This is a genomic window from Chryseobacterium sp. CFS2, assembly GCF_036543225.1.
GTDB lineage: Bacteria > Bacteroidota > Bacteroidia > Flavobacteriales > Weeksellaceae > Chryseobacterium > Chryseobacterium culicis_A.
On the sequence record NZ_JAZHQU010000004.1, the window covers coordinates 592,326 to 617,740 of the forward strand.

The following is a 25,415-nucleotide window of genomic DNA, read 5'->3' on the forward strand; positions in this document are numbered from 1 at the left end:
TCAGTAAACAACAAACTTCACATTTCAGCATAAAAAAGGCTATCTCTTATCTTGAAACAGCCTTGTTTTTCTTTTATTCTTCAGATTCTACCTCATCATCTTCGTCTTCGTATTGCTCCAGATAGTAGCTAAAGCTGAAGTCTTCCACTTCCTCTTCGGCATCTTCAAGAGTAGTCAGCAGGTCTTCAAAAATCTCAAGCTGATCTACAGTCATATTTACGAATTCCAGGTGGAGCGGCATTTCCAAGTCTCCGGTGATGGTGTCAGACAGTGCATCAAGATTATCGCCAAAATGTTCAGGAAGCTGAATTTTTTCCTTTAACTGAGCGTAAAAATCTTCATAGTCACCTATGTCTGTAAAATCTATATATACTGTCTTCATATTGAACTAAATTTCCAATTTTTATTGATTAAAAAAGCTTTGCATTTTTGGCAGAAATCTTTTCAGAACTATCCATACAACACTTTTATTTTTCAAAAATACGACTTATCACTATTTAACTACAAATTATACGCTGGTCATTGCGAGGAGCTGTGCGACGAAGCAATCTCAAAAAACATCTAAAATATGCTGGATATCATCCGTAAGATCTTTCCAATCTGGGTTTATACTATTAATTAAATCCAATTTCTTTTGTCTTGAGCCAGCCTTTATTTGTTTTTCTCTAAATATAGCATCACCTATTTCCTGAAAAGCCTCCCAATACCCCAAAATATATAAATTATATCTTGGGGTAAAGCTTTGTGAATAGTATGCTTATTTATGATTTTTATTCATCATAATATAGACAAAACCTGCTTTCATCTGTGATTCTTTTTTTGAGATTGCTTCGTCACTATGTTCCTCGCAATGACTATTTCTTATTTACAGCCTACTGTTTCTCAAAGCTCTTATAATGGTTTTTGGTAAGATATACGTCTCCATTTTGAGTGTAAATGATACGGTCAGCATTTCTTCCTCCACAATGATAGTTTACATCTGCTTCAAAATATTTCTCTCCGTCCGGCAAACGTTTCTCCCTGTTTCCGAATTTATCTCCACCAATAGCTTTTCCCGGAAGCACATCACAAAGATTCCCCTGGGAAGGATTCCATCCCTGTTTTCTGGCTTCATTTTTAGTGATATAATAATCTGGAAGTTGATGATTTTGTTTTACGTAGCTGATAACCGTTTTTTCTTCTGTAAGCTGATCAATGGAAACCTGAGCAGATGAATTTCCGTTATTGGAAGCTCCTTCTGAAGAGGTACTGCCATAGCTCACCGTTTCCTTTTTTACTGAATCTGACTGATCTTTTTTATCTTCAATAAAATTTTTATAGATATACATTACAGACATTCCGAAAAGGAGTCCCAGACATATAAAAAACACGGGTCTTATTTTACCGTTCATAACAATCGTTGTATTAATGTGACAATTTACCAGTATTGGTACAGTGTATTATGCTCTCCATTCTTCGGGAATATCACAAACCGGAATAGGATCCATTTTATGCTTGGCGGCTTTATGCATTCTGTCAAAAATTAAGAATACTTCCTTATCTCTTCCTTCATAATCATCGGCAGTTTTATTTCCGTATTCTTTCTGGATTTTTTCCAGTTCCGGATAAGATGCACCAATTTGCTGCTCATCTGTTCTGTCTACATCCCAAAGTCCGTCAGTAGGAATCGCTTCCTGAATGCTTTTAATTAAATTAAGCCCTTTGGCCAATTCATATACCTCCGTTTTATAAAGATCTGCAATGGGAGAAACGTCTACTCCACCATCTCCATATTTTGTATAAAATCCGATCCCGAAATCTTCCACTTTATTACCTGTTCCGCAAACTAAAAGTCCGTTCAGCTGTCCGTAATAATATAAAGTAAGCATTCTCAGACGTGCTCTTGTGTTGGCGAAAGCCAGTTTTTCATTAGGATACAGATCATCTTTTACATCAAAAGTTTTGTAAAGCTCCTCAAAAGCAGGGGTCAGATCTACAGACATTGTTTCTACATTCGGAAATCTGGATTTAAGGTCATCCATATGATCCTTTGCGCGGTCTACCTGATCTGCTTTCTGACGGATTGGCATTTCAATCAATAACGTTTTCAGTCCGGTCATTGCAGCCAGCGTAGAAACAACTCCTGAATCTACTCCTCCTGAAACCCCGATTACATATCCGTTTACTCTTGCTTTTGCCGCATAATCTTTTAACCAGTTTACAATATGATCTATCACTTTTTGTGTCTGCATCGTTTATATTTTTTTAGTCTATTCCAAATTCCTGAGGGTATTTCACCACTCCTTTTTTATTTTTTAATCCATCTTTTACCAATTCTACAGCCATTCCGTTTTCTTCCGGAATATCGAATGGAAAAGAAATCCCAAAATTACTTGTTTTTTTGTAACCAAAGCGCGGATAATAATTTTCATGTCCGATCAATATTACAGATTCATATCCCAGTTCTTTGGCAATATGGTGTCCCTGCAGAATCAATTTCCCTCCGATTCCCTGATTTTGAAATTCAGGTTTTACAGAAACAGGAGCCAAGGCAAGAGATTGGAAAGATTCTCCATCCTCTTCAATGGTAATTTTTGTAAACAGAATATGTCCGGCAATTTCTCCGGCTTCATCTTCTGCCACTAATGACAATTCCGGAACAAAGGCTTCAGATTTTCTTAATTTTTCTACCAGAAACTGTTCCTGATGATCACTGTATTCCATTTCTCTAAAAGCCTCTTCTGTAAGTTGAAAGACTTTTTGATGGTCTTTTTCCTCTTCCTTTCGTATCGTTATCATTTTTAAATATATTTCTCTTTTTTCAGTTCATACCAAAAGCAAGTTCCGTCTGGTTCTTCAAACTCACCTGTTTTTTCGAATCCTAATTTTCTTAAAATATGGTTGGAAGCATCATGTTCAGAATGGGCATAAGCATAAATGACCTCTGCATTCAGATCGTTAAAGCCATAATCCAGAGAGGCTATTCCGGCTTCCACAGCATATCCTTTTCCCCATGATTCAGGCAGAAAACGATATCCCAGTTCCAACACATTTTTATAGCCATTCGTTTCATGAGTCAGTAATTTTAATCCACTCCATCCTATCAGAAGTCCGCTTTCTTTTTCCACTACTCCCAGCCTTCCAACACCATTTTCCTCATACTGCTTCTGAATAATGCTGATAACATTTTTTGATTCATTGATATCGGTCAAAACGGGTACACCAATATATTTCATCACCTCAGGATTGGAATCCAAAAGAAAAATGCGTTCAACATCTGCCTCTTCAAGTTTTCTTAAAATCAGTCGTTTTGTTTCTATTTTCATAATGATTAGTTTTTATTCTTCTGCACCAAAAATGGTAACCTCTGTTTTTGTTCCTTTCTTTATATCTGTTTCTTTTATCTTATTCCCGATTATATTCAGAGTCTGTAAAGCCGGATTCCCGGAAATATCAATTTTTTGAAGTTTATTATGTTCCAGATTCAGTTTTCTTAATCCTTTACACTGAGCCAGGTCAATTGTTTTTAATTGATTTAAAGATAATGTTAATTGATCAATTTTTGGAATTCCTGTCAACGAAATACTTTCCAATCTATTATGATCCAAATACAAAGAACTTAAGTTTTTCAGATTTTCTGTTTTGAATGAAGAGATTTTACATCCTGTACATGACAACAACTCAAGCTGATCGAGGTTGCTTATTACCATATTAGGAATTACATTATCATCCAGGACAATCATTTTTACATTTTTAAAAAAGTGCAGATCATCCGTAGAAGTAATTCCTTTCTGAACAAGGAACAGATTGGTAACCCTATCTGCCTCCGGAGATTCCAGCATTCCATTTTTATTCAGATCAAAATTTTCAAGTACTGTTTTTTCAAAGTTTTTATCTTTAAATTCAAGCTTTTGCCCATAGAAAAAAGAAAGTCCATAAATAAGGTAAATGGCAGTAAATATTTTAATTTTCATCATAAATTGTGTATTTAATCCTTATTTTTGTAAACTTAAATTCCATGTAAAAATAATGAAGATTTTTAGATATATTGCACTTTCTTCTCTTTTAGCTGCCGGACTTATTTCCTGCAAAAAAGAACCTGAAAATCAATGGAAGGTAGAAGTTAAACAAACTGCCGAAAAAGTTGACATCACGGATATTTCCAAAGAGTTTTACAACCCGGCTCTTCCGCTGGATCAGTTTAAAGCTCAATTTCCCTGGTTTCAGGGCAGTGTTTCTGATGCCGATTTTGGAAAAAGAAGAGCAGATGCTGAAGAAATAAAAATCTATAAGGAAGCGATTGGGAAAATAGATCAGGCAAAGCTTCAAAAAGAACTTCAGAGTTTATTTTCACATATCAAATATTACTTCCCACAGTTTAAAACCCCAAAAGTATATCTGTTTTCATCAGCTTTACAGATGGTTCAGGATCCGATATTTTATGACCAGAAGGGCAATCTGTTATTTATAGATGTCACCGGTTTTATGGGAGATGGAAATCCTAATTATAAAGGCCTGGAACTGTATTTCCAAAAATCAATGAACCCACAAAATATTGTTCCAAAAGTGTCGCAGCTTTTTGCTGAAAACATTGTTACGGAATCTCCTGATCATCAGAAATTTATTGATCAGATTATTCTGAACGGAAAAGTAATGATTCTACAGGATGCTTTTCTCCCTGATGTTCCCGATTATCTGAAAATGAATTATACTCAGAAGCAGTATGAGTGGGCAACAAGTAATGAAGCCAACATCTGGAATTATTTTGTAGAAAGCAATCTTATTTTCGGAGATGATCCAAGATTGGGAGAGCGTTTCATTTCTCCTGGCCCATTCTCGAAATTTTACACAGAGATTGATAATGAATCTTCACCGCAAATCGGAATTTTTACGGGATGGCAGATCTGCAAGACATATCTTAAAGAAAAACCTGAAACAAAGTTGACCCAGTTCCTGAAAATGGATGCTACCACAATTTTTAATCAATCCGGTTATAAACCGAAACTTAAATAATAGAAAATTTAGAATTTAGAAAAAATAGAAAAATGAGAAAGACTCAGATTACGATAGATGTAGAGCTTGATGAAAATCATGTCCCGGAAAATATTACATGGAATGCTCAGGATGGTGGTATTGATAAACAAGATACCAAAGCAACCATGATTTCTGTATGGGATGATAAAACAAGAGAAGCCCTAAGAATTGATCTTTGGACAAAAGAGATGCCTGTAGACCAGATGAAGATGTTTATCCACCAGATTTTAATATCTTTAGGAAGTACGTATCAGAGAGCGACAGGTGAAGAGGATGTAGCCCAGTGGATGGAGGAAATTGCAGAAGAATTTGCGGTGAAATCTGCTATTAAGTAAAAAATACAATTGCAACAAGCTGAAGGCAGTAAGCGGTAAGCTTTTTGTATTCAGCTAGAGCAACTTTTAATAAAAACAATGAACATTAAACTCGTATGCTTAATGTTCAAGCCTAAAGCAAAAAATTATGAATTTTAATACAAAAGTAATTCACGGAGGGCAGCACCACGAGTCTGCAACAGGTTCTGTAAATGTACCTGTATTTCTGACCTCTACATTTGCACAGAAAAGCCCGGGAGTACATTCCGGATATGAATATTCAAGAGCTGCCAACCCTACAAGACAGGCATTGGAAGATTCTTTGGCGAGTATTGAAAACGGAGCGAGAGGTTTAGCTTTCGGTTCCGGTCTTGCAGCCATCGACTGTGTTTTGAAATTATTAAATCCTGGTGATGAAGTAATTGCCGTAGATGATCTTTATGGTGGAACTTACAGAATGTTCACAAGACTTTTCGAAAAATATCAGCTGAAATTTACGTTCGTGAATTTTGATGATGTTTCTAAAATTGCTGATGTTATCACGGATAAAACAAAACTGATCTGGGTAGAAACCCCTACCAATCCATTGATGAAATTAGTGGATATCAAAGCAGTAGTAGAAATTGCAAAGGGAAAAGATATTTTAGTGGCTGTAGACAATACTTTTGCAACCCCTTATATCCAGAGACCCATTGATCTTGGAGCTGACATCGTAATGCACTCTGCAACCAAATATTTAGGAGGACACTCTGATGTGATTGCAGGAGCTCTTATCGCTAAAGATGCTGAACTGGGAGACAAGCTTCACTTTATCCAGTTTGCAAGTGGTGGTATTTTAGGACCTCACGATTCTTATCTTGTATTGAGAGGAATCAAAACACTGGCGTTAAGAATGCAGAGACATTCTGATAATGGACTTGCTGTAGCCAAATATCTTGAAAATCATCCTGCTGTAGATAAAGTAATTTATCCTGGATTGGAATCTCACCCACAGTATGAATTGGCAAAATCTCAGATGAAGGAATCCGGAGGAATGGTTTCATTCACTTTCAAATCCGGAAAGAAAGAAGATGCTATCAAATTCTTAGAGAAACTAAGAGTATTCACCCTTGCAGAATCTTTAGGAGGAGTAGAATCTCTGGCTAACCACCCTGCTCTGATGACCCATGCTTCCATTCCGGCAGAAAAACGTGCTGAATTAGGAATCACTGATGACCTGGTTCGTTTAAGCGTAGGGATTGAAGATGCTGAAGATCTTATTGCAGATCTTGAGAAAGCTTTTTCTTAATATACTATAAACTAAAATGAGAAGGGTTGTCAAATCCTTCTCATTTTATATCACACACCAAATACTAATACTATGAAAAATACAAGAAAAGCTGCTATTTCCGATCTGCCCCAACTTTCGGAATTATTTGATCAGTACAGAATATTTTATCATAAAACATCCGATATTCCCGCAGCAACAAATTTTCTAAAGGAAAGACTTGAAAATAAAGATTCCGAAATTTTTGTAGCAGAAGAAAATGGTAGCCTGACAGGTTTCGTACAGTTATATCCCCTATTTTCATCCACAAGAATGCAGCGCTACTGGCTGTTGAATGACCTCTACGTAAATGAAACCCACAGAGGAAAAGGCTATTCCAAAGAATTAATTGAACAATCTAAAGAACACTGCCGTTCATCTAAAGCATGCGGTATTCTTTTAGAAACCGGAAAAAGTAATGATATAGGGAATCAGCTTTATCCATCCTGCGGCTTCGAACTGTATGACTCCGTGAATTTCTACGAATGGAGTAATTCATAAGTAATGAATAATAAGTAATGAGTAATTTTTCTGTAAAATGTATTCATTGCGATCATTGGTTTTCATTATATCCGCACCTCAAAATCAATTGATAAAAACAAAAACAATATGACCGATTTTCAAAAATACATTCAACGATATTTAGATCAGATTCCAGCAGGAGACTGGTTGAATGAACTGCAGACATCCGCAGACAAAACAATAGGAATTTATTCAAATCTTACTGAAGAGCAGTCTACTTTTGCTTATGCTGAAGGTAAATGGACTTTAAAGGAGCTTCTACTCCATTTATCAGATACGGAAAGAGTGTTCCAATACAGAATATTAGCTTTTGCCAGAGGAGAGAAAAACAATCTTCCAGGCTTCGACGAAGATGAATATGCTAACCGATCTTTTGCAAGTGAAAGAACCATCGAATCCCTTCTGGAAGAATACAAGCTGGTAAGAAAATCTTCTCAGATTCTATTAGAAACCCTTCATCCTTCCGCTTTACAAAATACAGGTACAGCCAATGGTCATGAAATTTCTGTAGAAACCATCGGAAAACTGATCGTGGGACATAATTATCACCACCTGAATATTATCGAGGAAAGGTATTTATCGAAATTGGGATGGATGTAGCAAAACGAATCGCATTCATCAGTGTATTTATTTTTGTGCTCTCTCTTTGTTTTACGGCTTTTAAAGTTGAGGATATGGGAGAAATTAAAGATTATAAATCATTTGAAGCTTTCCTTATAGGTCCCATTAGTTTTTTGGGCGGAGGTTTATTTGAATTTTTAGTATGGACCGCCAATGGCTGGTTTTTCATTGCTGTTATATTATGTTATAAAAGGTCTTTTCTCCTCTCAATCACATTAGGTATAATAGCCTTTTTAACAGCCGGCTCTTTTTTTTTCTGGAAGGAAATTTTAGCTGCTGAAAATGGAAGGATGGGAAAAATACACAGTTTGGAAACAGGGTATTTCCTATGGATAACTTCTATTTTATGTTTAACGATTGGTTCGTTTTATTTAATTATAAAATCTAAAAGAAATAAAATATTGCCCTAATTTCCCATGAGATCATTAAAAAATTTAAATATCACAGAAAGTATTCAATCTAAAAAATTAGTTTTTGAAGAAAGCTCCTATGATAAGTTTGACACTATTACGATCTATTTTGGTTCTTCAGTAATGGTTTGTGCTTCTCTATTTTTATTAAGAGATATAACACCTTCTCTTAATAATAGCTTAGAATATTCGATTCTTATAGGCTTGTTTATCTCTAGTGGATATGTTTTGTACTGTAAATTCACTGAGAAATATTTAAAAGAAATTCCGTTTGCCATTTCTAAAGAAGAAGCAAAAAAAAGAATTATTGAGTATGGGAAAAGACACCATTACAGAATTTCAAAGATTTCCGGCAATCTGATTTTTCTTAACGAGCCAAGTGACAATTATAGTCCAGGAAAAGAACATGAACAGACCACTATTGTGTTTTTTAAAAACAATGCTATTCTTTATACTTTAATTAAGGAAGGATCAAGATCGAATTTCCCTGTATTGCTTTCTCAACACTTAACCAAAAGGGATTTCAAAAAAATACTATGCCCTGAATATGTTGAACCCATTAAACGTACAACTTATTTCAATTCATTCTTTCACGGGTTATAATCTTTAAAAATTTACCATTTACTTAGTGATCGTTTGCCTAAAATTCACAGATTCTCTACCTTTATCCTTTCTTTGAACTCATATACTATTATGGAACATATTATCGAAATATTAAAATCCGGCGGAACAATCCTTTATCCTACAGATACGATTTGGGGAATTGGTTGTGATGCTACCAATATAGAAGCTGTCAATAAGATTTTTGACATTAAAAAGCGTGAAAAAAATAAATCCATGATCATCCTTGTTGAGTCTGAGAAAAGACTTCAGGATCTGGTGGATGTTCCTGAAATGGCGTGGGAAATTATTGATCTTAGCGAAAAACCGGTAACTATTGTTTATGAAAATCCAAGAGGTCTTCCGAAAGAACTTCTTGCAGAGGATGGAAGTATAGGAATCCGATTGGTAAAAAATGATTTCTGCAAAAAACTGATCACAAAACTGAACAGACCTTTGGTATCTACCTCCGCCAACTTCAGTGGTGAGAAAAGTCCGTTGAAATTCTCTGATATTTCTGAAGAGATGATCAGCCTTGTGGATTATGCGGTAGAAGAAGACAGAGAAAAAGTTTCAAAATACTCAGGTTCTTCCGTTATCAAAATATGGAATGACAACAGGATAAAAGTTCTTCGGGAATAAAAATCCGGAACCTTTATATTTAATTTTTTTAGAGTCTTGTCAGTTCATATCGGCAGGATTTCTTTTTTTTAATTCTATCTTTGCAAACTCAACTCATAAATTATTTGCTATGAATCATCAGGAATTTGCTCAAATGTGGGTTAATACTTGGAACTCTCATGATTTAGAGGATATTCTCTCCCATTATTCGGATGATATTGAGATTACAACTCCCATGATTGCAATGGCTGCCGATGGTAAGGAAAGTTCTTTAAAAGGAAAAGAAGCCGTCCGTGAATACTGGAAAAAGGCATTGGAAAAATTTCCTGATCTCCGTTTTGATCTGATACATTCCACTGCGGGAGTAGATTCAGTAGCATTATTTTATAAGTCGATTATGGATAAACATGCTGTTGAAGTCATGTTTTTTAATGAAGACGGAAAAATTAGTAAAATGTATGCTCATTATGATTAATAGGTAGCATGCGTAGAAATTGTCACTATTATTAACGATGAAAATTAATCTTAATCAAAATAAGAATTTAAAACTATTTAAAATCATTTCTGAAGCAGCAGAAAGGAATAACCAGTCTGTATACATTGTGGGCGGTTATGTGCGTGACCTTCTGATGAACAGAAAAGCTTCTACAGATATCGACTTTGTAACAGAGCAAAGTGGTATTGAGCTTGCCCAAAATGTAGCTCAGGGTATAGATCCTAAATTAAAAGTTTCCGTATTCAAAACATATGGAACAGCGATGATCAAGTATAAGGAACTTGAGCTTGAATTCGTAGGAGCCAGAAAAGAAAGCTATACAGAAAACAGCCGTAAACCTGAGGTGGAAGGCGGAAGTCTGGAAGATGACCAGAAAAGAAGAGATTTTACCATCAATGCGATGGCTATTTCTTTAAATAAAGAGAACTTTGGAGAACTGATCGATCCGTTTAACGGGGTGGAAGATCTTGAAAAAGAAATTTTAAGAACTCCTTTAGAACCGGCTCAGACTTATTCTGATGATCCATTGAGAATGATGAGAGCAGTACGTTTTGCTTCAACTTTAAATTTTAAAATCGAGGAGAACTCTCTGCAAGCGATCCAACAGGAAGCGGAAAGAATCAAAATTGTTTCTATGGAAAGGATCATGGTAGAGTTCAACAAAATCATGCTTTCTGAAAAACCATCTATCGGACTGAGACTGATGGAACAAACAGGTCTTATGAAACTGATTATTCCTGAACTGATTGAACTAAAAGGCGTGGAAGAAGTGGAAGGACAAACCCACAAGGATAACTTTTATCACACGCTGGAAGTTGTGGATAATATTTCTGTGAATACGGACAATCTGTGGCTTCGTTGGTCTGCTCTGCTCCATGATATTGGAAAAGCTCCAACAAAAAAATTTGTAGAAGGAACGGGATGGACCTTTCACGGACATGAATTTTTGGGCTCAAAAATGGTAAAAACACTTTTCCAGAGATTGAAATTACCATTGGGAAGCGATATGAAATATGTTCAGAAAATGGTAAAACTTTCATCAAGACCTATTGCACTGATTACTGATGATGCTTCAGATTCTGCATTGAGAAGACTTTTATTTGATGCAGGTGAAAATCTTGAAGATCTTTTTACCCTTTGCAAAGCAGATATTACCACGAAAAATTCTAAAAAACAGGAGAAATTCAAAAGAAACTTTGAATATGTAGCGGTAAAGATCAAAGAAGTGGAAGAAAAGGATCAGGTAAGAAATTTCCAGCCGCCTATTACCGGTGAAGAGATTATGGAAATGTTTAACCTTAAGCCAGGCCGTGAAATTGGTATCTTAAAAGAGAAAGTCAAAGAAGCCATCCTGGAGGGTGAAATTCCTAATGAAAAAGAAGAAGCCACAAAGTTTGTTATTGCTGAGGCTGGGAAACTGGGATTAACATTATAAAGTAAATTTATAAAAAGCATAAAAAATCCGGCGGAATGTTCCATTCCGCCGGATTTTTTATGTGCACTGATGAAAACAAAGCCGGCCGGTTTCGAAGAAACCGGCCGGAAAAAAACACAAATGATGAAAAAATAAAAAATTATATTTTTATATACTGTAAGGTATTATGGATTCAGGTAAGTTCCGTTAGCACCCAGACCTCCTGTTTTAAGAGATCCCAGTTTGCTACCCGTAGTTGCTGAATACACTACCATTTCACTGTCCTGAGTAAACTGTTTAACATCTGATGCAAAAATTCTTCCATCTATTACATTAAATCCGTAAAGCGTAAAATAAGGACCTCCATCTGCAGCTGTTAACAATGGAGTTGTAGGAATTACAGGAGTCGCTAAACTTGTTGTATACACTTTATTCGAAGAGCTGAAGTATAATTTATCGTTATCAATCTGAAGGTTGGTTGCACTAGGAATTCCTGTTAGTGTAATTACTGGTGTAAGAGTTCCTGTACTTGAAATTTTATAGATGTAAGAATCTGTAGCTGTTGAAGAAATTGTGTAAACATTGGATTTATAAGACACTGTATTTCCAATCTGACCATTCGGAACGGTAATTTCAGTTTTATTGTCATTGGAAGTATTGATATAAGTAATCTTATTTCCAAATCCTGATGAAGCATTTTGTACAAAAACATTTCCTCCTGCTTCTACTGTTTTATCAGAAACGTCAGTCATACTGATTTTACTTACAAATGAATAGTCAGAAGCTTTATATTTCGTTACACTTTTCGTATTGGCTGTGAAATTGGTATTGGAAACGTAGATAAAGTCATTCGCAAAAGTAATTCCTCTTGGATTATCAAGCTGATCAGTAATTACTGCTAACTTCTTGAACGTATAACGGTCTACAACAACAATTTTGTTTGAGTTATTGATCACAAGATAAGCCTTATTTCCGTTAAGACCAATCGTTTGAAGAACATCACCAAGGATTTCTTTATTGTTATAACCGTACACATCATCCTGCTTCAGGCTTAAATCTCTTGTCAGGAATGTTACTTTAGCTCCCTGGCTGTTAAAATTCCCTTCATTAGAGATAAAATATCCGTTCTGATAAGTGATCGGAGAGATTTCAATTTCGTCAGAACCATTTGTACATGAAGAGATATTAAACAATAATACCACTGCAAAGAGTACAGTTAAAAGTTTAGTTATTTTCATAATTTATTCAATTTTATTTGTTAAAAATTTATTGCTGCATACACACTATAGTTTCTTTTCGGTAAAGGATAGAAAGCAACGGTTTTATAGTATGTATTGGTTAGATTATTCACTTTAAACCCTAAAGTATATTTTTTGGCTAAGGTTGCAGAAACACCCATATTTAAAAGAAAATAAGGATCTATGGCATCTGATCTTTTTTCATCACTTGTCGTGTAGGTAATACCATTCAGCAGTCCCTGTGCGAAAAATTTAAAGAAGCCATATTCATAATCTATATTCGCCGTCCCTCTGTGCATGGGAACGTAAGGTCTCTGCATCTTCGTTTCTTTATCAATAGATTTTGCATAATAGTATCCTGCATTTGCTCTGAATTTATGATTCCCAAACTGTTTACTGAAAGACAACTGGGATTCCAGCCCGTAAGATTCAAATTTATTGATATTGGATGCCTGCCAGTAGCCTAAAGCAGTGGGAAGCCATACAATAAGATCCGTCACATTCATATAATAAGGAGACAAAGTAAGTTTGAAATCTCCCATTTTGAACTCATTTGTCATATCAAACTGAGTAGAAGTTTCGGGTCTCAGATCTTTATTTCCTCCCGGTTCATAATAAATATCATTAAATGACGGATATCTGAAATTCTTTGATACGTTAAGACTCACATCATACCATTTCAAGGCACTCCATTTTCCGGAGAATGAATACATAAAAGGAGACTTCACATCTTCCACAAAATCTTTCTTAAATCCACCTTCAAAACGCAGGTCTTTCGTAGCAAAATACCTCAACAATCCTGAAATTGAGCCGATATTTCTGCTTACATCAGATATTCCACTCGCGTACCCTTCTCCTTTATTGATCTGAAATTCTCCGATAAGATTAAAATTCCATTTTGAATTCAGGAAATAATTGAAATCATTTTTGAAGATATAATTTTTCCCGGTTCCACCACTGGATTTAGGTTGATTTAGTGAACCGAAATACTGAAAGTTTTCTTCCGTATACGCTGCTTTAAAGGAGTTGCTGAAATTTGTTTTGTTCCAGTCCCACGAAAGAAGACTTCTTACACTTTGAGTCTTATATTTTGTCTTTGTTCCTGTTTCTTCATACACAGGATAATGCTGTGAAGAATCAAAAAACTGGCTCTGCCATGAAATTTTATGATCATTCGTTATCTTGTAGGAAGCTCCTGCATTGAACGTAGTATTGTAATAATTTCCGTTTCGGTTAATATAGTTCAGATCGCTTACCTGATAATCATTTTCACTTACAGAATAATTTCCGGAAGCTTTAAAACTGAACCTTTCATTACTGTAAGAACCTTTTACAAAATTATTATAGGTATTAAAAGAAGCAACTTCTGAAAATAAAGAACCATGGAAGCCTTTATTAAAATCAAGGGTATTATTCAGGTGAATACTTCCTCCGATAGCACCACTTCCATACACCACACTTCCGCCACCGGCTTTTATACCGATCTGATCATAGCCGAACAAAGCAATATTATTGATATCTCCCTGTCCCAGAAAACTGGAATTGATATTAATCCCATTCCATACAAATGCTGTCTGCTGAGCGGTAGTTCCTCTGAATGAAGGTGAAGAAACAGCACCACGACCATTTTCTTTAATAAAAACCTGCGACTGAAATCTCAGAAGCTCCGAAAGATTACTGGAGTTTTTCTCGGCATCTTCCTCCGAAATTATTTTTACAGGATGAAAAAGTTTAACCCTGTTCATCTGGTTGTCGAAAACATAAATAGTATCGATGGTTTTCTCTTGTCCAAAAAGAAAGCAACCATACGATGAAAAAAGCAGTACTAAAGATCTTTTTATATCCATACTTTTTTACTTTTCCTCCGAAAGCAATATGTTTTTTAATTATAATTCCGGCAGGTCTCCTGACTTTCGCATTCTGCTCCTTCCCGTTTTTATACAGTGGTTTTTTGCAGAAACTTTTGTTGCGATTTACAGTTGCGGGGACAGTCCGGGAGTTACACCCGATTCCCTTTTCATTCCAAAATACTGGAAACCAAAATTTTTGCAAAGATAGTTTTTTATATGTATTCGCCCAAAACCATACTTATGCTTAAAAAGCAGGTCTTCTTATGAGGTGAAACAAAAAAAGAACAGCTGCTTTCAATATTGAAAACAGCCATTCATCCCACTACTTTACTATTTATATATGTTACTTTTTAATCAGTTTATAAGTCTCTTTTTTACCTCCTTTCACAGAGTATTGTAAAATATAATCTCCTTTTGATAAGGATGAAACATCAATCTGTCCTTCTACAGCATTGAATGATTTCACCCTTTGTCCAACCATATTATAAATTTCTGCGTTCTCTATTTTTCCTGTTCCTTTAAAATATAGAATATCAGCAACTGGATTAGGATAAATACCTATGCTGCTTTTCTCTTTTACAGCGTCATTGACGGATAAAAATTCAGAAGTATCCAGATAAAAAGCGATCATCTGACCTGAAGCATTTGTTCCTGAACCTGCAATTTTCTTTCCATCCTGTGAAATAGCCAGAGGAAGTCCCATGGTTACCCCATTCGTTGCAATTCCTAAGGATGCTGCATAATCATTCAGATTAATCCTTCCGGTAGCAGAAGTCCAGATAAAACCTTCTCCGGACATGGGAGGAGCACCAAATGCTCTGTAATATCCGATAACTTTTTTCCCATCAGCAGAAATTCCTGTTGCACCCCCTTTGAAACTGAAAGAAGCATTAGGATGGGTGATATACGTGAGCCCGCTTACAGTATTCCAAACATAGGGATTAGGATTTGCAGCTCCTATGATGGTATTTCCGTCTGCAGAAATCCCTCCTGCTTCCCCTACATTATTCCCGTTATTATCAGTAATAAAACTTTCTACTCCATCCTGCCATTTTGCACCGCTTCTCGTACCGTTTGATTCATCCTGCCATCCCACAATTACTGTTCCTGCTGCATTAATTGCATTTGCTCTTGAACTGCGTCCGGAAACAATACTTCCAAGATCTACCATTCCGTTCACTTCATCCCATTTCACAGCGTGGGCATTCGCGGCAGTAAGAAACCCCAGCCCTACAATTGTATTTCCGTTGGTAGTCATTCCCCAGGTAGAGCTTACACTTCCGTCCCATCCGGTAGGAACAAGTCCGCCCCGGTTTACCCAAGTGGCAGCAGCAACATCATACGTTGATATTTCATTAAATCCTGTTGCAGTATTGGTAATGGAAGATGATATTTTAGTTCCGTCATTCGAAACAATAGTTCTTCCTGCAGCCGGATATCCGTTTGAAATAGAACCTATCTGTACAAGTCCTCCTGCTGCATTCCATTTATAAATTCCTCCTGCGCTGGTATGCATACTTACTATTCCATTATCAGAAACTGCACCTACATTATAATTTCCTAAACCTATTACAGTAAGCTGCGCTTCTGCAAAACAAAATTTTAGGAAAATACAAGCCGTCAATATTTTCATTGACATTCTGTAAAAATTTTTCATATTTTATTATATTTAGCGTTTCGAATTGGTGGAAACAATATTAATACAATATTTAGCCTATCCAAAGAAATAGGCTTTCATAATTCGTGAATTTCAAAAGAATTTAATTTTTAAAACACTCATAAACAAACAGATACAAAACAACATTTTGAATATGGATTTTACCAGAACTATTCAAAAAAACACAAAAAACAAATTACCAGAACAAAAATTATTTCAAAACAGCAGAAAAACATTCCTGTTTATTTTTATTTACAGCTCTTATTGTATCTATGGGCAGTCCGGTCCGGACTTTACTATTTTAGCCGATAAGGCATTTCTCAAGCTCTATCAGAATTCTGACGAATGCATCAGTTATACCCAGGGAATTCTGGTTAGTGATCAGAATACGGAACACAAAATTGTGCTTCAAAATATTATTTCACAAGCTTTTGCCATGAAGGGCGATTATGTACAGTCTGTGAATATTTTTGCTCAAAAAGAGGATAATAATCTGGCAAATGATCTTTCCTATGATAGGCAGGTCTTCAGTGATTATAATCTTGCGGATCAGTATCAGAATCTGGGGTTGTACAACCAGTCAAAAAGAATTATTTCTCATCTTTTATCTGATCAGAAGCTCCTTAAAAGTAATGATCCGACTTTAAAAGTCACTACCGCAAAACTGTATCAGCTTCAGGCTTTGAACTCCGGAATCAACAGGGATTATCCAACAGCATTGAAAAACCTTGATAAAAGCAATCAATACCTCAGAGGTCATAATGAAGAGAAGAAAATCTTAAAAATCGAAAACAGGATTTTCCAGTCTTCATACCTACTGAAGCAAAATAAACTCCCTGAATATAAATCCCTTATAGAAAGTGTCATTTCAGATCTTGAACATCAGAAAAACAAACCTTTTCTGCTAGGGCTGGCTTATGAGAACTTATCTCAGTATTATTTCCAGAAACAGGATTATACAACAGCTATTGAAAAGCTGGAAACCGGGCTTGCATTGATTGAAAACCTTCCTTTTAACAATTTAAAAATTAAAATTTACGAATCACTGGCTCGTAATTACTACGCTATTCATAATGATGCAAAATACCATCAATACAATAAACTTTATACTGACTTAAAAACAAAAACAGATGTAAGTTCGAAAGAAGGAATACGGTATCTTGTGAAACTCGTTGAGACCAACCAGAATAAAAACATTGAATTTCAAAAACAAATATCACTCAGGTCTTCCCTGTTTTTGATTATCGTTTTATCTTTAATTGTTATAGCTCTGCTTACCTATTTTTTACTCATTACAAGCAAAAATAAAGATTTAAAAAGGCAATTTGATTTCTTTGAAAAGCAGATCAGCCAGAAACCTCAACCTAATTTAATAAGCAAAACTCCTGCAGCAGCAAAAGATTCCGGACCTACCAAAATCTCCAGGGAAAAAGAAGATGAAATCCTCCAAAAGCTTGAAGAATTTGAAAAATCTGACCGCTATCTGAATAAAAATATGTCACTGTCTATGCTTTCTTCACAAATGGAAATCAATACAAAGTACTTATCCGAAGTTATCAATAATAAAGAAAAAAACTTCAACGGATACATTAACAAACTAAGGATCAATCACATTGTACAGTTATTAAGAAGTGATACAGCTTTTCTTAACTATAAAGTGAGCTACCTTGCAGAGTATTCAGGATTTTCATCCCACAGTGCCTTCACAACTGTTTTCAAATCCGTCACCGGAATGTCTCCCAATGCCTATATTCAGGAAATCAGTAAAACTAAAGCCGTATGAAACTATTTTTAAAAATACTATCACTGCTGCTGATAGCTTTTTATATTTTTACGAAAGCACAAAAGACACCAGACAGTGTCTTAATAAAAAAGGCTAAACTTGAAATTTATGACAACCCTGATAATACCATTAGAATTGGGGAACAATTATTAAAGAAATCTCATGATGTAAAGACCTCTATTAATCTTTATATGCTTCTTTCCACAGCCAATATTGCTAAAAGGAACTTTGAAGAATCGTTAAAATATATTTTAAAAGCAAAGGAACTTTCCCAGAAAACCAATGATCCCAAAAGCCAGTCAGGAGTACTGATCTCAGTGGCTATACAGTATCAGCAAATGGAACTTTTCAGCAAAAGTCTTGAAACATTGAATGAAGCTGACCAGTATATTGCAAAAATTCCGGCCAAAAATCCAGAAAGATATAGTGAGACGGCTGCAAGCTACGCCATAAGAGGAATGATTTATAAAAGCCAGTCCAATTCAGAAATTGCATTGGAAAAATTTCTGATTTCTATACAAAGTTATGAAAAGGTTCCCGTGAAGAAAACTACTTATTCCAATATGAGTGTGGTGTATTACAATATTGGGCATTGCTATCTTAATCTCAATCAAATTGACAAAGCACAGGAAGCTTTTTTACAATCTATCGCCTTCGCCCGAAAGAATTATGCTAAAAGTCTGGAAGCTTTTGCCCTGAAAGGAATTGCTGAAATCCATAAACAAAAACATGAAAATCAATCTGCCATAAGCCTTTTACTAAAAGCTGAAAGCCTTTGTAAAAATACCGGAGATATTATTCTGAATGAAGGACTTTACAAAGAATTGGCTGATAATTATCTTGCTATGGGACAGCAAAATCTCTATCAGCAGTATAATAAAAAATACCTGGAAATGCGTTTCAAAAGAAAGCAGAATGAACTGAAGTCCATTAATCAGGTGATTGACAATCACAATAAGGAAACTGCTTTGAAAAGTAAAGATCTGAAATCTTATTATCGCTACATTAAAATTATATCTGTTCTGCTGGGGTGCATTTTTATCGTTATCCTTTTATACTTTATTATAAAAATCAGAAAACAGAATAAAAAGTTTCAGAAAGAGATACAGCAAATGATAAGAACATCATAAGCTCTGAAAATAAAAAAACATTCCGGATAGGAATGTTTTTTTATGATCTGTAATTTTCAATTTATCTACCAATAACCTCAGTGATCGGGTTTCCTACATTTCCACTTGGGAACTGAATTTTCAATAGAGAAGATACAGTAGGAGCAATATCTGTCATGTGATATTCTTTATTGCTTTCTCCTTGTTTCACGCCCCATCCCATAAAGATCAATGGAATATGTGAGTCATAAGAATTCCATACACTGTGTGTAGTTCCTGTTTTAGAATATGGAGGAAGCATAGAATCGTGAGAAATTAACTGGATATCCCCGCTTCTCTGTCTGTTGATCCCATTGATAATTCTCTGTTTAATTGGCTCCGGAATACTCGCTTCCTGAACTCTATCTACAGAAACAGCATATAAAACAGTAGGATCTTTCTCAATTTCTTTTACGGCAAAGTTTCTTACGTCATCCAACTCAAGCTTGCTATCTGCCAATACTTTTCTGTCGAAATAAACCTGGTAGTTATCAATGGCATTGACCAATTTATCTGCTCCGAATTTATCTTTCAGTTTTTGGTTCAGATTCTTTTCAGCATCTTCCCCGAAGAAACCTGTAGTGATTTTATGTTCTTTAAGAAATCCTACAGAATGTGCTCCACCGTGGTCAGCAGATAGGAAAACCGTATATTCTCCTTTTCCTACTTTTGAATCCAGATATTTGAAGAATTCTGCTAAATCCTGATCTAATCTGATATAAACATCTTCTACTTCAATAGAATTAGGTCCGAATTTATGTCCTGCATAATCTGTAGAGGCAAGGTTGATGGCTAAAAAGTCTGTAACCGCATCTCCGCCTAGTTTTTCACCTTCAACAGAAGCTTCGGCTAACTTTAACGTCAACGTATTTCCGAAAGGTGTATAGCGGATATTATCTTTTTTAGTTTGATAGTCTTTTGCTAAATTACTGTAAGGGAAAGTAGGTGTTTTTGCACTTCCCAACAGGCCTTCCCAAGGCGAATTGTCCGGTGCACTTTCCGTATATTCATTGATTGGAAGTAAAGTATTCCAACCGTTGGCTACTAATTTTTCAGGAAGATTCTGAGAGTTGAATGATTTTACCCATTGAGGAAGGTCATTCATATACCAGGTACTGGTAATAAAGTTTCCTGTACTGTCATCAAACCAGAAAGCTCCGTTTGGCGTATGTCCGGCAGGAAGAATAGAAGCACGGTCTTTTAAAGAAACTCCTACTACTTTTCCCTGAAAGTTGGTGGCCAGCCTTAATTCGTCAGTCACTGTAGTAGACCAAAGATTTTTTGGAGAATGGCTTCCTGTTTTTACATTGGTGGTTCCCACGGGCTGAACGCTTTCATCCGCAGTACAGTACACTCCTTTTCCTGTTTCCTTATCCGTCCAGTCGTTTCCTGCAATTCCGTGGATAGCCGGTACAGATCCTGTATAGATACATGTATGTCCCAAAGCGGTAATGGTAGGAACATAAGGAATATGTACATTATTCAAAGAATATCCTGTATTCAAAAGTCTTTTGAAACCGTCATTACCATATTTACCATAAAAACGGTATAAATAGTCCCAACGCATCTGGTCTACTACCATACCTACGACTAATTTGGGTCTTTCCAGTTGAGTATTTTTGTTCTTCTGTGCATTGATTGTAACTACGGACAATAAAGTAGCTGCCGCAATTGAAATGTTCCTAAGCATCCAAGTAAATTTTTATTGATGACAAATTTAAGGGTTTTGAAAGTTTTGGAGTATGAAATTTTATTTAAATTTGATTATTGTACAATTATCAATCAATCTTCTATGATTTTAGGCATATACTGGTATTTCAAATTTCCGGATCATTTATATGACTTTACGTTTTTCAAATTCTATCCGGGATATGGCGGCCATGCCGATAATCCGGCTGAGCTGGCAGCAAGAGTTCAGGTTAAAAATACAGATGATTTTATGATGAAACTGGAAGAACTGAAATCAGGCTTTAACAAAACCTATCTACATGTCAATACCGATGGGAATCAGTTGATCCTCAATATCGGGGACCATATGCTTTTTGATTTTCACTTTCAGTTTGCCGTAGAGATTGAAGAGCTATTGATCCGTGAAAATGCAATACTATTAGATTCAAGCCTTCCTTTCACCCTTCAATCCAGCAAAAGCTATCCTCCTGAAAGAGAAGAATTCAAAAATATAGAACACCGGTTCATTCAGATGGTGGGTTCAGATTTAAAAAAAAGTAATGCTGAAAATTATACGGCCAGAATTGACTGTAATCTACCTTTAGAGCATAAACAAAGTCTTATTAATGATTTAGTACAGATGTGCCGGGAGGAAAATCTCCATGTATTCTATTATCATGATTCTGATTTTAATGCTCATTGCAACCTGATGCTGTTTTTCAGCAATGGCAGGCAGAAAAAAGAGAATATCCAAAAGGTTAATATGAATTCTTTTGGAAGTAAAGTTCGTCAAATTACCCGGAAATACCCTCTTCATTTCGGTCATTTCGGAAGTTTCAAAGAGTATCCTTTACAAGGACCTCATGTAGAACTGATGATAGACGAAGAATATATCATCAACAAAAAATAAAACCATTTAAATTCAATCCTATGATCAAATTCAAATATGTCATTCTCTATGTGGAAGATGTAGAGCAGTCTATGAATTTTTATAAAAACACCTTTGGTTCTGAAATAAAGTTTATCACCCCTGAAAAAGATTATGGTGAGCTATTGACAGGAGAAACAACGCTGTCATTTGCTTCTCTCAGTCTTGCGAATTCCAATATTAGAAAAGGATTTTTAAGCTCAAAAACTCAGGATAAGCCTTTCGGAATAGAACTGGGATTTACCACAGACCATGTTGAAGCCCTGGTAGAAAAGGCCATAAAAAACGGAGCTGTTCTTTATGAAGATATCACGGTAAAACCATGGGGACAAAAAACAGCCTATATCCAAGATCCTGATCATTATCTGGTAGAAATCTGTACTGAAATTCAATAAGTCTAAAAAAATTTGATGTGGAAATAAAGAAATTACAAAAATTATCCTCTAATCCAAGTTTAGAATGGGGACATAACGGCTATACAACAGAAATAAGATACATCGTTTCATCTATAGAATCCGGAGGCTCTTTTGAGTTTATTTTAAAAGAAAAGTCTTTGCCTTATACCAAAACCTGGGAAACAACTTCTGAAGAACTGGAAGAACTCAATACAATTATTGAAAAGGAAAATTCTTTCGGTGCTTTTGTTGATGAAAAACTTGCAGGCTGGATTATTGGTGAACACAGGACATGGAACAACAGCTTTTATATTGAAAATATTCTGATTGACGAAAAGCACAGACGACAGGGAATCGGAGTCAACCTTATTAAAAGTGCGATCAAAGAAGCCAGAAGATTAAACTGCAGAGTTATTGAACTTGAAACACAAAATACCAACTATCCTGCGATACAGTTTTACAGAAGAATGGGATTCACTATTACCGGACTGAATACAAGGCTCTATGAAAATGCAGAGGAAATCGCACTTTTCATGACTTTAGATGTAGAATAAATCTCAAAATCTTACCCTCTTTTAATTCTAACACGTTAAAACACTTGTTAGTGTGTTAAAAATTTTATACATTAGTAATCAACAAATTAAAATCTGATTACTATGAAAAACCTTAAAAGACTTAAAAGGAATCAGCTTGTACTGATCAGTGGAGGTGACACTCCCTATGCATTATGTGATATGGATGGAAATTGTCCGCCTACTATAGGCTCTTACTATTGTAGTGACGGTACCTGTTACAGGGTTTCCGGTGGTGGTGGTAGCAATCCCGGATGTAACGAACCTATGCGCCTGTGCCAGGAATGGGAAACAGGATGCGGATGTGTTTATATGTAAAATATTTTTGTTAGATAAAATTTTGTTGAGGGCGGTTTTTACCGCTCTTTTTATGACCTTTTCAAAGGCAAGACATGCTTACATTCTCCGGCAATTTCATTAATTTCGCAAAAACAGAAACTCCAATATCATGGAAAATCTTCTGAAATATATCAGATCTCTCACCCTATTTTCTGACGAAAGCTGGAAAATACTTCAGCCTGCTCTTTCGGAAAGGAATTACAGGAAAAATGAACTGATGTTACAGGAAGGTGAAATCTGCAACGCTTTATTTTATATTGATAAAGGATTTTGTAAGAGCTATTATGAAATAGAAGGAATCATAAAAAACACCGGATTTTTCTTTGAAAATGAAGTAGCAACCAATATCAGCAGTTTTGGAAGTGGTCAAAAGTCTGAATTTAATATCATCGCTTGTGAAGATCTGCATGTTATTATTTTTGATAAAACAAAATTATTTGAAGCAGCTAAAAATACACCTGAAATTGAAACACTAGGCCGCCATTGTATCCGGGAATTTGCTTCCAGACAAGAAGAATTTTCGAATCTGTTCAAACTTTATACAGCAAAACAGAGACTGGAATATCTCGAAACCCGACATCCCGAAATGCTGCAACGTGTCTCGCTCACTCAGCTGGCTTCATTTCTTGGAGTAGCAAGAGAAACATTAAGCAGAATCCGGAAACGAAGAATTACCCGTTAACGAATTACATCCAAAATAATATATGAAAACACTGATCTGGCAAGGAATTCTTTTCAAGTCTCTTGAATATTTTAATTTGCAATCTGATGATAAAAGTCATAGCGTAACATCAAAAATCATCGGATCTTATGAAGATAAAATCTACGCTGTAAACTATACCATTAGCATTGATAAAAACTGGATTGTTCAGAATTTTTTAATCGAATCTGAAATCAATAACAGGAAAAGAATACTTACAGGAAAAAGAATCCAGGATCAATGGGAAATCAATAATGCTGTACATCATGAATTCAGTAATTTTCCATTCATAGATATCTCACTTACACCATTCACCAATACTTTACCAATCAACAACTTAAAACTTTCAGAAAACAGTTCTAAAAAAATTGATGTTATTTATATTGATGTTTTAAACCATCATATCAGACCTGTTCAGCAACAATACACCCGAACAGCGGCTAATAAATACCTGTATGAAAATATTGAAACCGATTTTAAAGCAGAAATTTCAGTGGATGAAAAAGGATTAGTTACCAATTATCCAAGACTGTTTGAAAAGATTGCAGAACATTAAGACATAAAACAATATCATAAGTGATGAGATAAATCTGCGGTCCTTGTTTTCATAGTAAAAATCTGATCCCTTCCACCCATTATAACAAGGCATAAAAATAAATATGGATGTCAATTTTTTAGGATTAATTGGTAATGTAATAAGGTTAATTTTTATTTTCAAACTCAACTATAAACAGCAACAGGAAGCATCTCAAAAAGATTTTGAAAAAGAAGGTGGCTATAGTATTCATTATAATTACAGGGGTATTGCTATTTCAGTAATTAAATAATATTCAGCGTAATAAACAGTCCTTTATAATTGTTATAAGGATATGAAAACAATTGCTCTCTTACTCTTTTTTTTCGTTTCCCTGACTGTCATTTCAGCTCAGAATCATCACTCCGAAGGTTTTTATGAAACTTCAGATCACGTAAAGATCAAGTACAAAGTCTCCGGAAAAGGAGAAGCCTGCATTTATATTCCCGGCGGTCCCGGACAGGGCTATCCATCGTTTGAACTGATGGGTGGAAACCATCTGGAAAAAAACATGCAGATGATTTATATGGATCAACGAGGTTCCGGGGCATCCGGTACTTCGGAAAACTATCATCTCGATAAAATGATTCAGGATATAGAAGAACTGAGACAGCATCTCCAATTGAAAAAAATCTTTCTCCTTGCTCATTCCTTTGGGGGAATCATTGCGGTCAGTTATGCAAAAAAATATCCCCAGCATACCAAAGGGCTTATCCTTGCCAATGTCACGCTCCACTTCCTGAATGATGAATCGGTTAAGGAACAGATTCAATACGGAAACAGTCTTCTACAGGCAAAAAACAAATCCGTTCCTAAAGACAGTCTGACCTTAGAACTTTCAAAAATAAGCAGTGCATTAAGGAAAAAAAGAATCGGATATAAATTTCTGACTGAAGATATTGAAACCATAAAAGAATCCGATAAGATTGATTCTCTCCATCCCCGAATCATCGACTTCGGAATGGCCGTTATCTCAAAACCTAAAGACTTCCCGGAATATTATGCAGATTACGCTCCCATTACAAAAGATATCTCTGTTCCTGTATTGATCATTACCGGAAAAAAAGATAAAGCTGTCGGTACTCAGCATTATAAAACCTTCCGTTTTCCCAATCAGAAAGTAGTATCCATTGATGGGGGACATCTTTTATACTATGAAAAAAATAAAGAGTTTGTGAACGCTGTCAGTCAGTTTGTGAATACTACAAAGTAATATTGTATTGACTATTTTACAAATATTAAGTTT

Annotated in this window: 30 protein-coding genes and 1 riboswitch; of the genes, 20 read left to right on the forward strand and 10 right to left on the reverse strand. The window is 35.5% G+C overall.

Annotated elements, in window-relative coordinates:
• Nucleotides 1-73: 73 nt before the first annotated feature.
• The 6 genes from ODR02_RS12525 to ODR02_RS12550 form a co-directional block, all read right to left on the reverse strand.
• Nucleotides 74-382, reverse strand: a complete 309-nt coding sequence (locus ODR02_RS12525) for a barstar family protein (RefSeq protein ID WP_209788076.1) — start codon at nt 380-382, stop codon at nt 74-76.
• A gap of 490 nt (nt 383-872) precedes the next feature.
• Nucleotides 873-1,391, reverse strand: coding sequence for a ribonuclease domain-containing protein (locus tag ODR02_RS12530; RefSeq protein ID WP_309512636.1), 519 nt, complete (start codon nt 1,389-1,391; stop codon nt 873-875).
• Between the two features lie 48 nt (nt 1,392-1,439).
• Complete coding sequence (nadE, locus tag ODR02_RS12535) at nt 1,440-2,231, reverse strand: NAD(+) synthase (RefSeq protein WP_209788072.1); 792 nt, start codon at nt 2,229-2,231, stop codon at nt 1,440-1,442.
• Nucleotides 2,232-2,244: 13 nt separating this feature from the next.
• The gene (locus ODR02_RS12540) at nt 2,245-2,778 is read right to left on the reverse strand and encodes a GNAT family N-acetyltransferase (RefSeq protein ID WP_209788069.1); all 534 of its coding nucleotides are present in this window, start codon (nt 2,776-2,778) and stop codon (nt 2,245-2,247) included.
• A gap of 2 nt (nt 2,779-2,780) precedes the next feature.
• Nucleotides 2,781-3,305 carry a GNAT family N-acetyltransferase gene (locus tag ODR02_RS12545; protein WP_209788066.1) on the reverse strand — a complete coding sequence of 175 codons (525 nt, stop codon included), beginning with the start codon at nt 3,303-3,305 and terminating at the stop codon, nt 2,781-2,783.
• 12 nt (nt 3,306-3,317) lie between these two features.
• Entirely contained in the window at nt 3,318-3,956 is a 639-nt protein-coding gene (locus tag ODR02_RS12550) for a leucine-rich repeat domain-containing protein (protein WP_309512637.1), read from the reverse strand.
• Between the two features lie 52 nt (nt 3,957-4,008).
• Between ODR02_RS12550 and gldB the strand changes: the two genes are divergently transcribed.
• The 10 genes from gldB (at nt 4,009) to ODR02_RS12600 (ending at nt 11,338) form a co-directional block, all read left to right on the forward strand.
• Nucleotides 4,009-4,992 (forward strand): gliding motility lipoprotein GldB, encoded by a 984-nt coding sequence (gldB, locus tag ODR02_RS12555; RefSeq protein ID WP_209788060.1) that lies wholly within the window; start codon nt 4,009-4,011, stop codon nt 4,990-4,992.
• Between the two features lie 32 nt (nt 4,993-5,024).
• Nucleotides 5,025-5,348, forward strand: a complete 324-nt coding sequence (gene gldC, locus ODR02_RS12560; protein ID WP_034695059.1) for a gliding motility protein GldC — start codon at nt 5,025-5,027, stop codon at nt 5,346-5,348.
• 127 nt (nt 5,349-5,475) lie between these two features.
• The gene (locus ODR02_RS12565; RefSeq protein ID WP_209788057.1) at nt 5,476-6,615 is read left to right on the forward strand and encodes a cystathionine gamma-synthase; all 1,140 of its coding nucleotides are present in this window, start codon (nt 5,476-5,478) and stop codon (nt 6,613-6,615) included.
• Between the two features lie 72 nt (nt 6,616-6,687).
• Entirely contained in the window at nt 6,688-7,134 is a 447-nt protein-coding gene (locus ODR02_RS12570) for a GNAT family N-acetyltransferase (RefSeq protein WP_209788054.1), read from the forward strand.
• Nucleotides 7,135-7,242: 108 nt separating this feature from the next.
• Complete coding sequence (locus ODR02_RS12575) at nt 7,243-7,755, forward strand: DinB family protein (RefSeq protein WP_209788051.1); 513 nt, start codon at nt 7,243-7,245, stop codon at nt 7,753-7,755.
• Entirely contained in the window at nt 7,746-8,186 is a 441-nt protein-coding gene (locus ODR02_RS12580; RefSeq protein WP_209788048.1) for a hypothetical protein, read from the forward strand. Before ODR02_RS12575 ends, ODR02_RS12580 begins: the two co-directional genes overlap by 10 nt.
• 6 nt (nt 8,187-8,192) lie before the next feature.
• Nucleotides 8,193-8,789: a hypothetical protein gene (locus ODR02_RS12585; protein ID WP_209788045.1), complete on the forward strand. Its 597-nt coding sequence runs from the start codon at nt 8,193-8,195 to the stop codon at nt 8,787-8,789.
• A 90-nt stretch (nt 8,790-8,879) separates the two neighbouring features.
• Nucleotides 8,880-9,428 carry an L-threonylcarbamoyladenylate synthase gene (locus ODR02_RS12590; protein ID WP_047378653.1) on the forward strand — a complete coding sequence of 183 codons (549 nt, stop codon included), beginning with the start codon at nt 8,880-8,882 and terminating at the stop codon, nt 9,426-9,428.
• A gap of 109 nt (nt 9,429-9,537) precedes the next feature.
• Nucleotides 9,538-9,882, forward strand: coding sequence for a nuclear transport factor 2 family protein (locus ODR02_RS12595; protein WP_209788042.1), 345 nt, complete (start codon nt 9,538-9,540; stop codon nt 9,880-9,882).
• A gap of 37 nt (nt 9,883-9,919) precedes the next feature.
• Nucleotides 9,920-11,338, forward strand: coding sequence for a CCA tRNA nucleotidyltransferase (locus ODR02_RS12600; RefSeq protein WP_309512638.1), 1,419 nt, complete (start codon nt 9,920-9,922; stop codon nt 11,336-11,338).
• A 164-nt stretch (nt 11,339-11,502) separates the two neighbouring features.
• On the opposite strand, the gene ODR02_RS12605 is transcribed toward ODR02_RS12600, so the two are convergent.
• The 3 genes from ODR02_RS12605 to ODR02_RS12615 form a co-directional block, all read right to left on the reverse strand.
• Nucleotides 11,503-12,555 (reverse strand): DUF5074 domain-containing protein, encoded by a 1,053-nt coding sequence (locus ODR02_RS12605; protein ID WP_209788036.1) that lies wholly within the window; start codon nt 12,553-12,555, stop codon nt 11,503-11,505.
• 20 nt (nt 12,556-12,575) lie between these two features.
• On the reverse strand, nt 12,576-14,402 hold the full coding sequence (locus tag ODR02_RS12610) for a TonB-dependent receptor plug domain-containing protein (protein WP_309512639.1): 1,827 nt from the start codon (nt 14,400-14,402) through the stop codon (nt 12,576-12,578).
• A gap of 32 nt (nt 14,403-14,434) precedes the next feature.
• A riboswitch (cobalamin riboswitch) is annotated at nt 14,435-14,612 on the reverse strand.
• A 136-nt stretch (nt 14,613-14,748) separates the two neighbouring features.
• The gene (locus ODR02_RS12615) at nt 14,749-16,062 is read right to left on the reverse strand and encodes a T9SS type A sorting domain-containing protein (RefSeq protein ID WP_309512640.1); all 1,314 of its coding nucleotides are present in this window, start codon (nt 16,060-16,062) and stop codon (nt 14,749-14,751) included.
• Nucleotides 16,063-16,216: 154 nt separating this feature from the next.
• On the opposite strand from ODR02_RS12615, the gene ODR02_RS12620 reads away from it, so the two are divergent.
• Together ODR02_RS12620 and ODR02_RS12625 are read left to right on the forward strand one after the other, a co-directional pair.
• Complete coding sequence (locus ODR02_RS12620) at nt 16,217-17,845, forward strand: AraC family transcriptional regulator (RefSeq protein WP_309512641.1); 1,629 nt, start codon at nt 16,217-16,219, stop codon at nt 17,843-17,845.
• A complete protein-coding gene (locus tag ODR02_RS12625) occupies nt 17,842-18,975 on the forward strand; it encodes a tetratricopeptide repeat protein (RefSeq protein WP_309512642.1) in 1,134 nt (377 codons plus the stop codon). Before ODR02_RS12620 ends, ODR02_RS12625 begins: the two co-directional genes overlap by 4 nt.
• A 61-nt stretch (nt 18,976-19,036) precedes the next feature.
• Here the strand turns inward: ODR02_RS12625 and pafA are convergent, their stop codons facing one another.
• Nucleotides 19,037-20,683 (reverse strand): alkaline phosphatase PafA, encoded by a 1,647-nt coding sequence (gene pafA / locus ODR02_RS12630; RefSeq protein WP_309512643.1) that lies wholly within the window; start codon nt 20,681-20,683, stop codon nt 19,037-19,039.
• Nucleotides 20,684-20,785: 102 nt separating this feature from the next.
• Here pafA and ODR02_RS12635 point away from each other — a divergent pair, with 102 nt between their 5' ends.
• The 8 genes from ODR02_RS12635 to ODR02_RS12670 all read left to right on the forward strand — a co-directional run bounded on the left by ODR02_RS12635 (nt 20,786) and on the right by ODR02_RS12670 (nt 25,382).
• Entirely contained in the window at nt 20,786-21,571 is a 786-nt protein-coding gene (locus ODR02_RS12635) for a hypothetical protein (RefSeq protein ID WP_309512644.1), read from the forward strand.
• A 20-nt stretch (nt 21,572-21,591) separates the two neighbouring features.
• Complete coding sequence (locus tag ODR02_RS12640) at nt 21,592-21,984, forward strand: VOC family protein (protein ID WP_209788017.1); 393 nt, start codon at nt 21,592-21,594, stop codon at nt 21,982-21,984.
• A 17-nt stretch (nt 21,985-22,001) separates the two neighbouring features.
• The gene (locus tag ODR02_RS12645) at nt 22,002-22,538 is read left to right on the forward strand and encodes a GNAT family N-acetyltransferase (protein ID WP_209788014.1); all 537 of its coding nucleotides are present in this window, start codon (nt 22,002-22,004) and stop codon (nt 22,536-22,538) included.
• Between the two features lie 102 nt (nt 22,539-22,640).
• Nucleotides 22,641-22,874, forward strand: a complete 234-nt coding sequence (locus ODR02_RS12650; protein ID WP_309512645.1) for a hypothetical protein — start codon at nt 22,641-22,643, stop codon at nt 22,872-22,874.
• 130 nt (nt 22,875-23,004) lie between these two features.
• A complete protein-coding gene (locus tag ODR02_RS12655; protein WP_309512646.1) occupies nt 23,005-23,577 on the forward strand; it encodes a Crp/Fnr family transcriptional regulator in 573 nt (190 codons plus the stop codon).
• Between the two features lie 22 nt (nt 23,578-23,599).
• Nucleotides 23,600-24,151: a putative glycolipid-binding domain-containing protein gene (locus ODR02_RS12660; protein ID WP_309512647.1), complete on the forward strand. Its 552-nt coding sequence runs from the start codon at nt 23,600-23,602 to the stop codon at nt 24,149-24,151.
• Nucleotides 24,152-24,254: 103 nt separating this feature from the next.
• On the forward strand, nt 24,255-24,422 hold the full coding sequence (locus tag ODR02_RS12665; RefSeq protein WP_209788005.1) for a hypothetical protein: 168 nt from the start codon (nt 24,255-24,257) through the stop codon (nt 24,420-24,422).
• A gap of 42 nt (nt 24,423-24,464) precedes the next feature.
• The gene (locus tag ODR02_RS12670) at nt 24,465-25,382 is read left to right on the forward strand and encodes an alpha/beta fold hydrolase (protein ID WP_309512648.1); all 918 of its coding nucleotides are present in this window, start codon (nt 24,465-24,467) and stop codon (nt 25,380-25,382) included.
• The last annotated feature ends 33 nt before the right edge of the window (nt 25,383-25,415 follow it).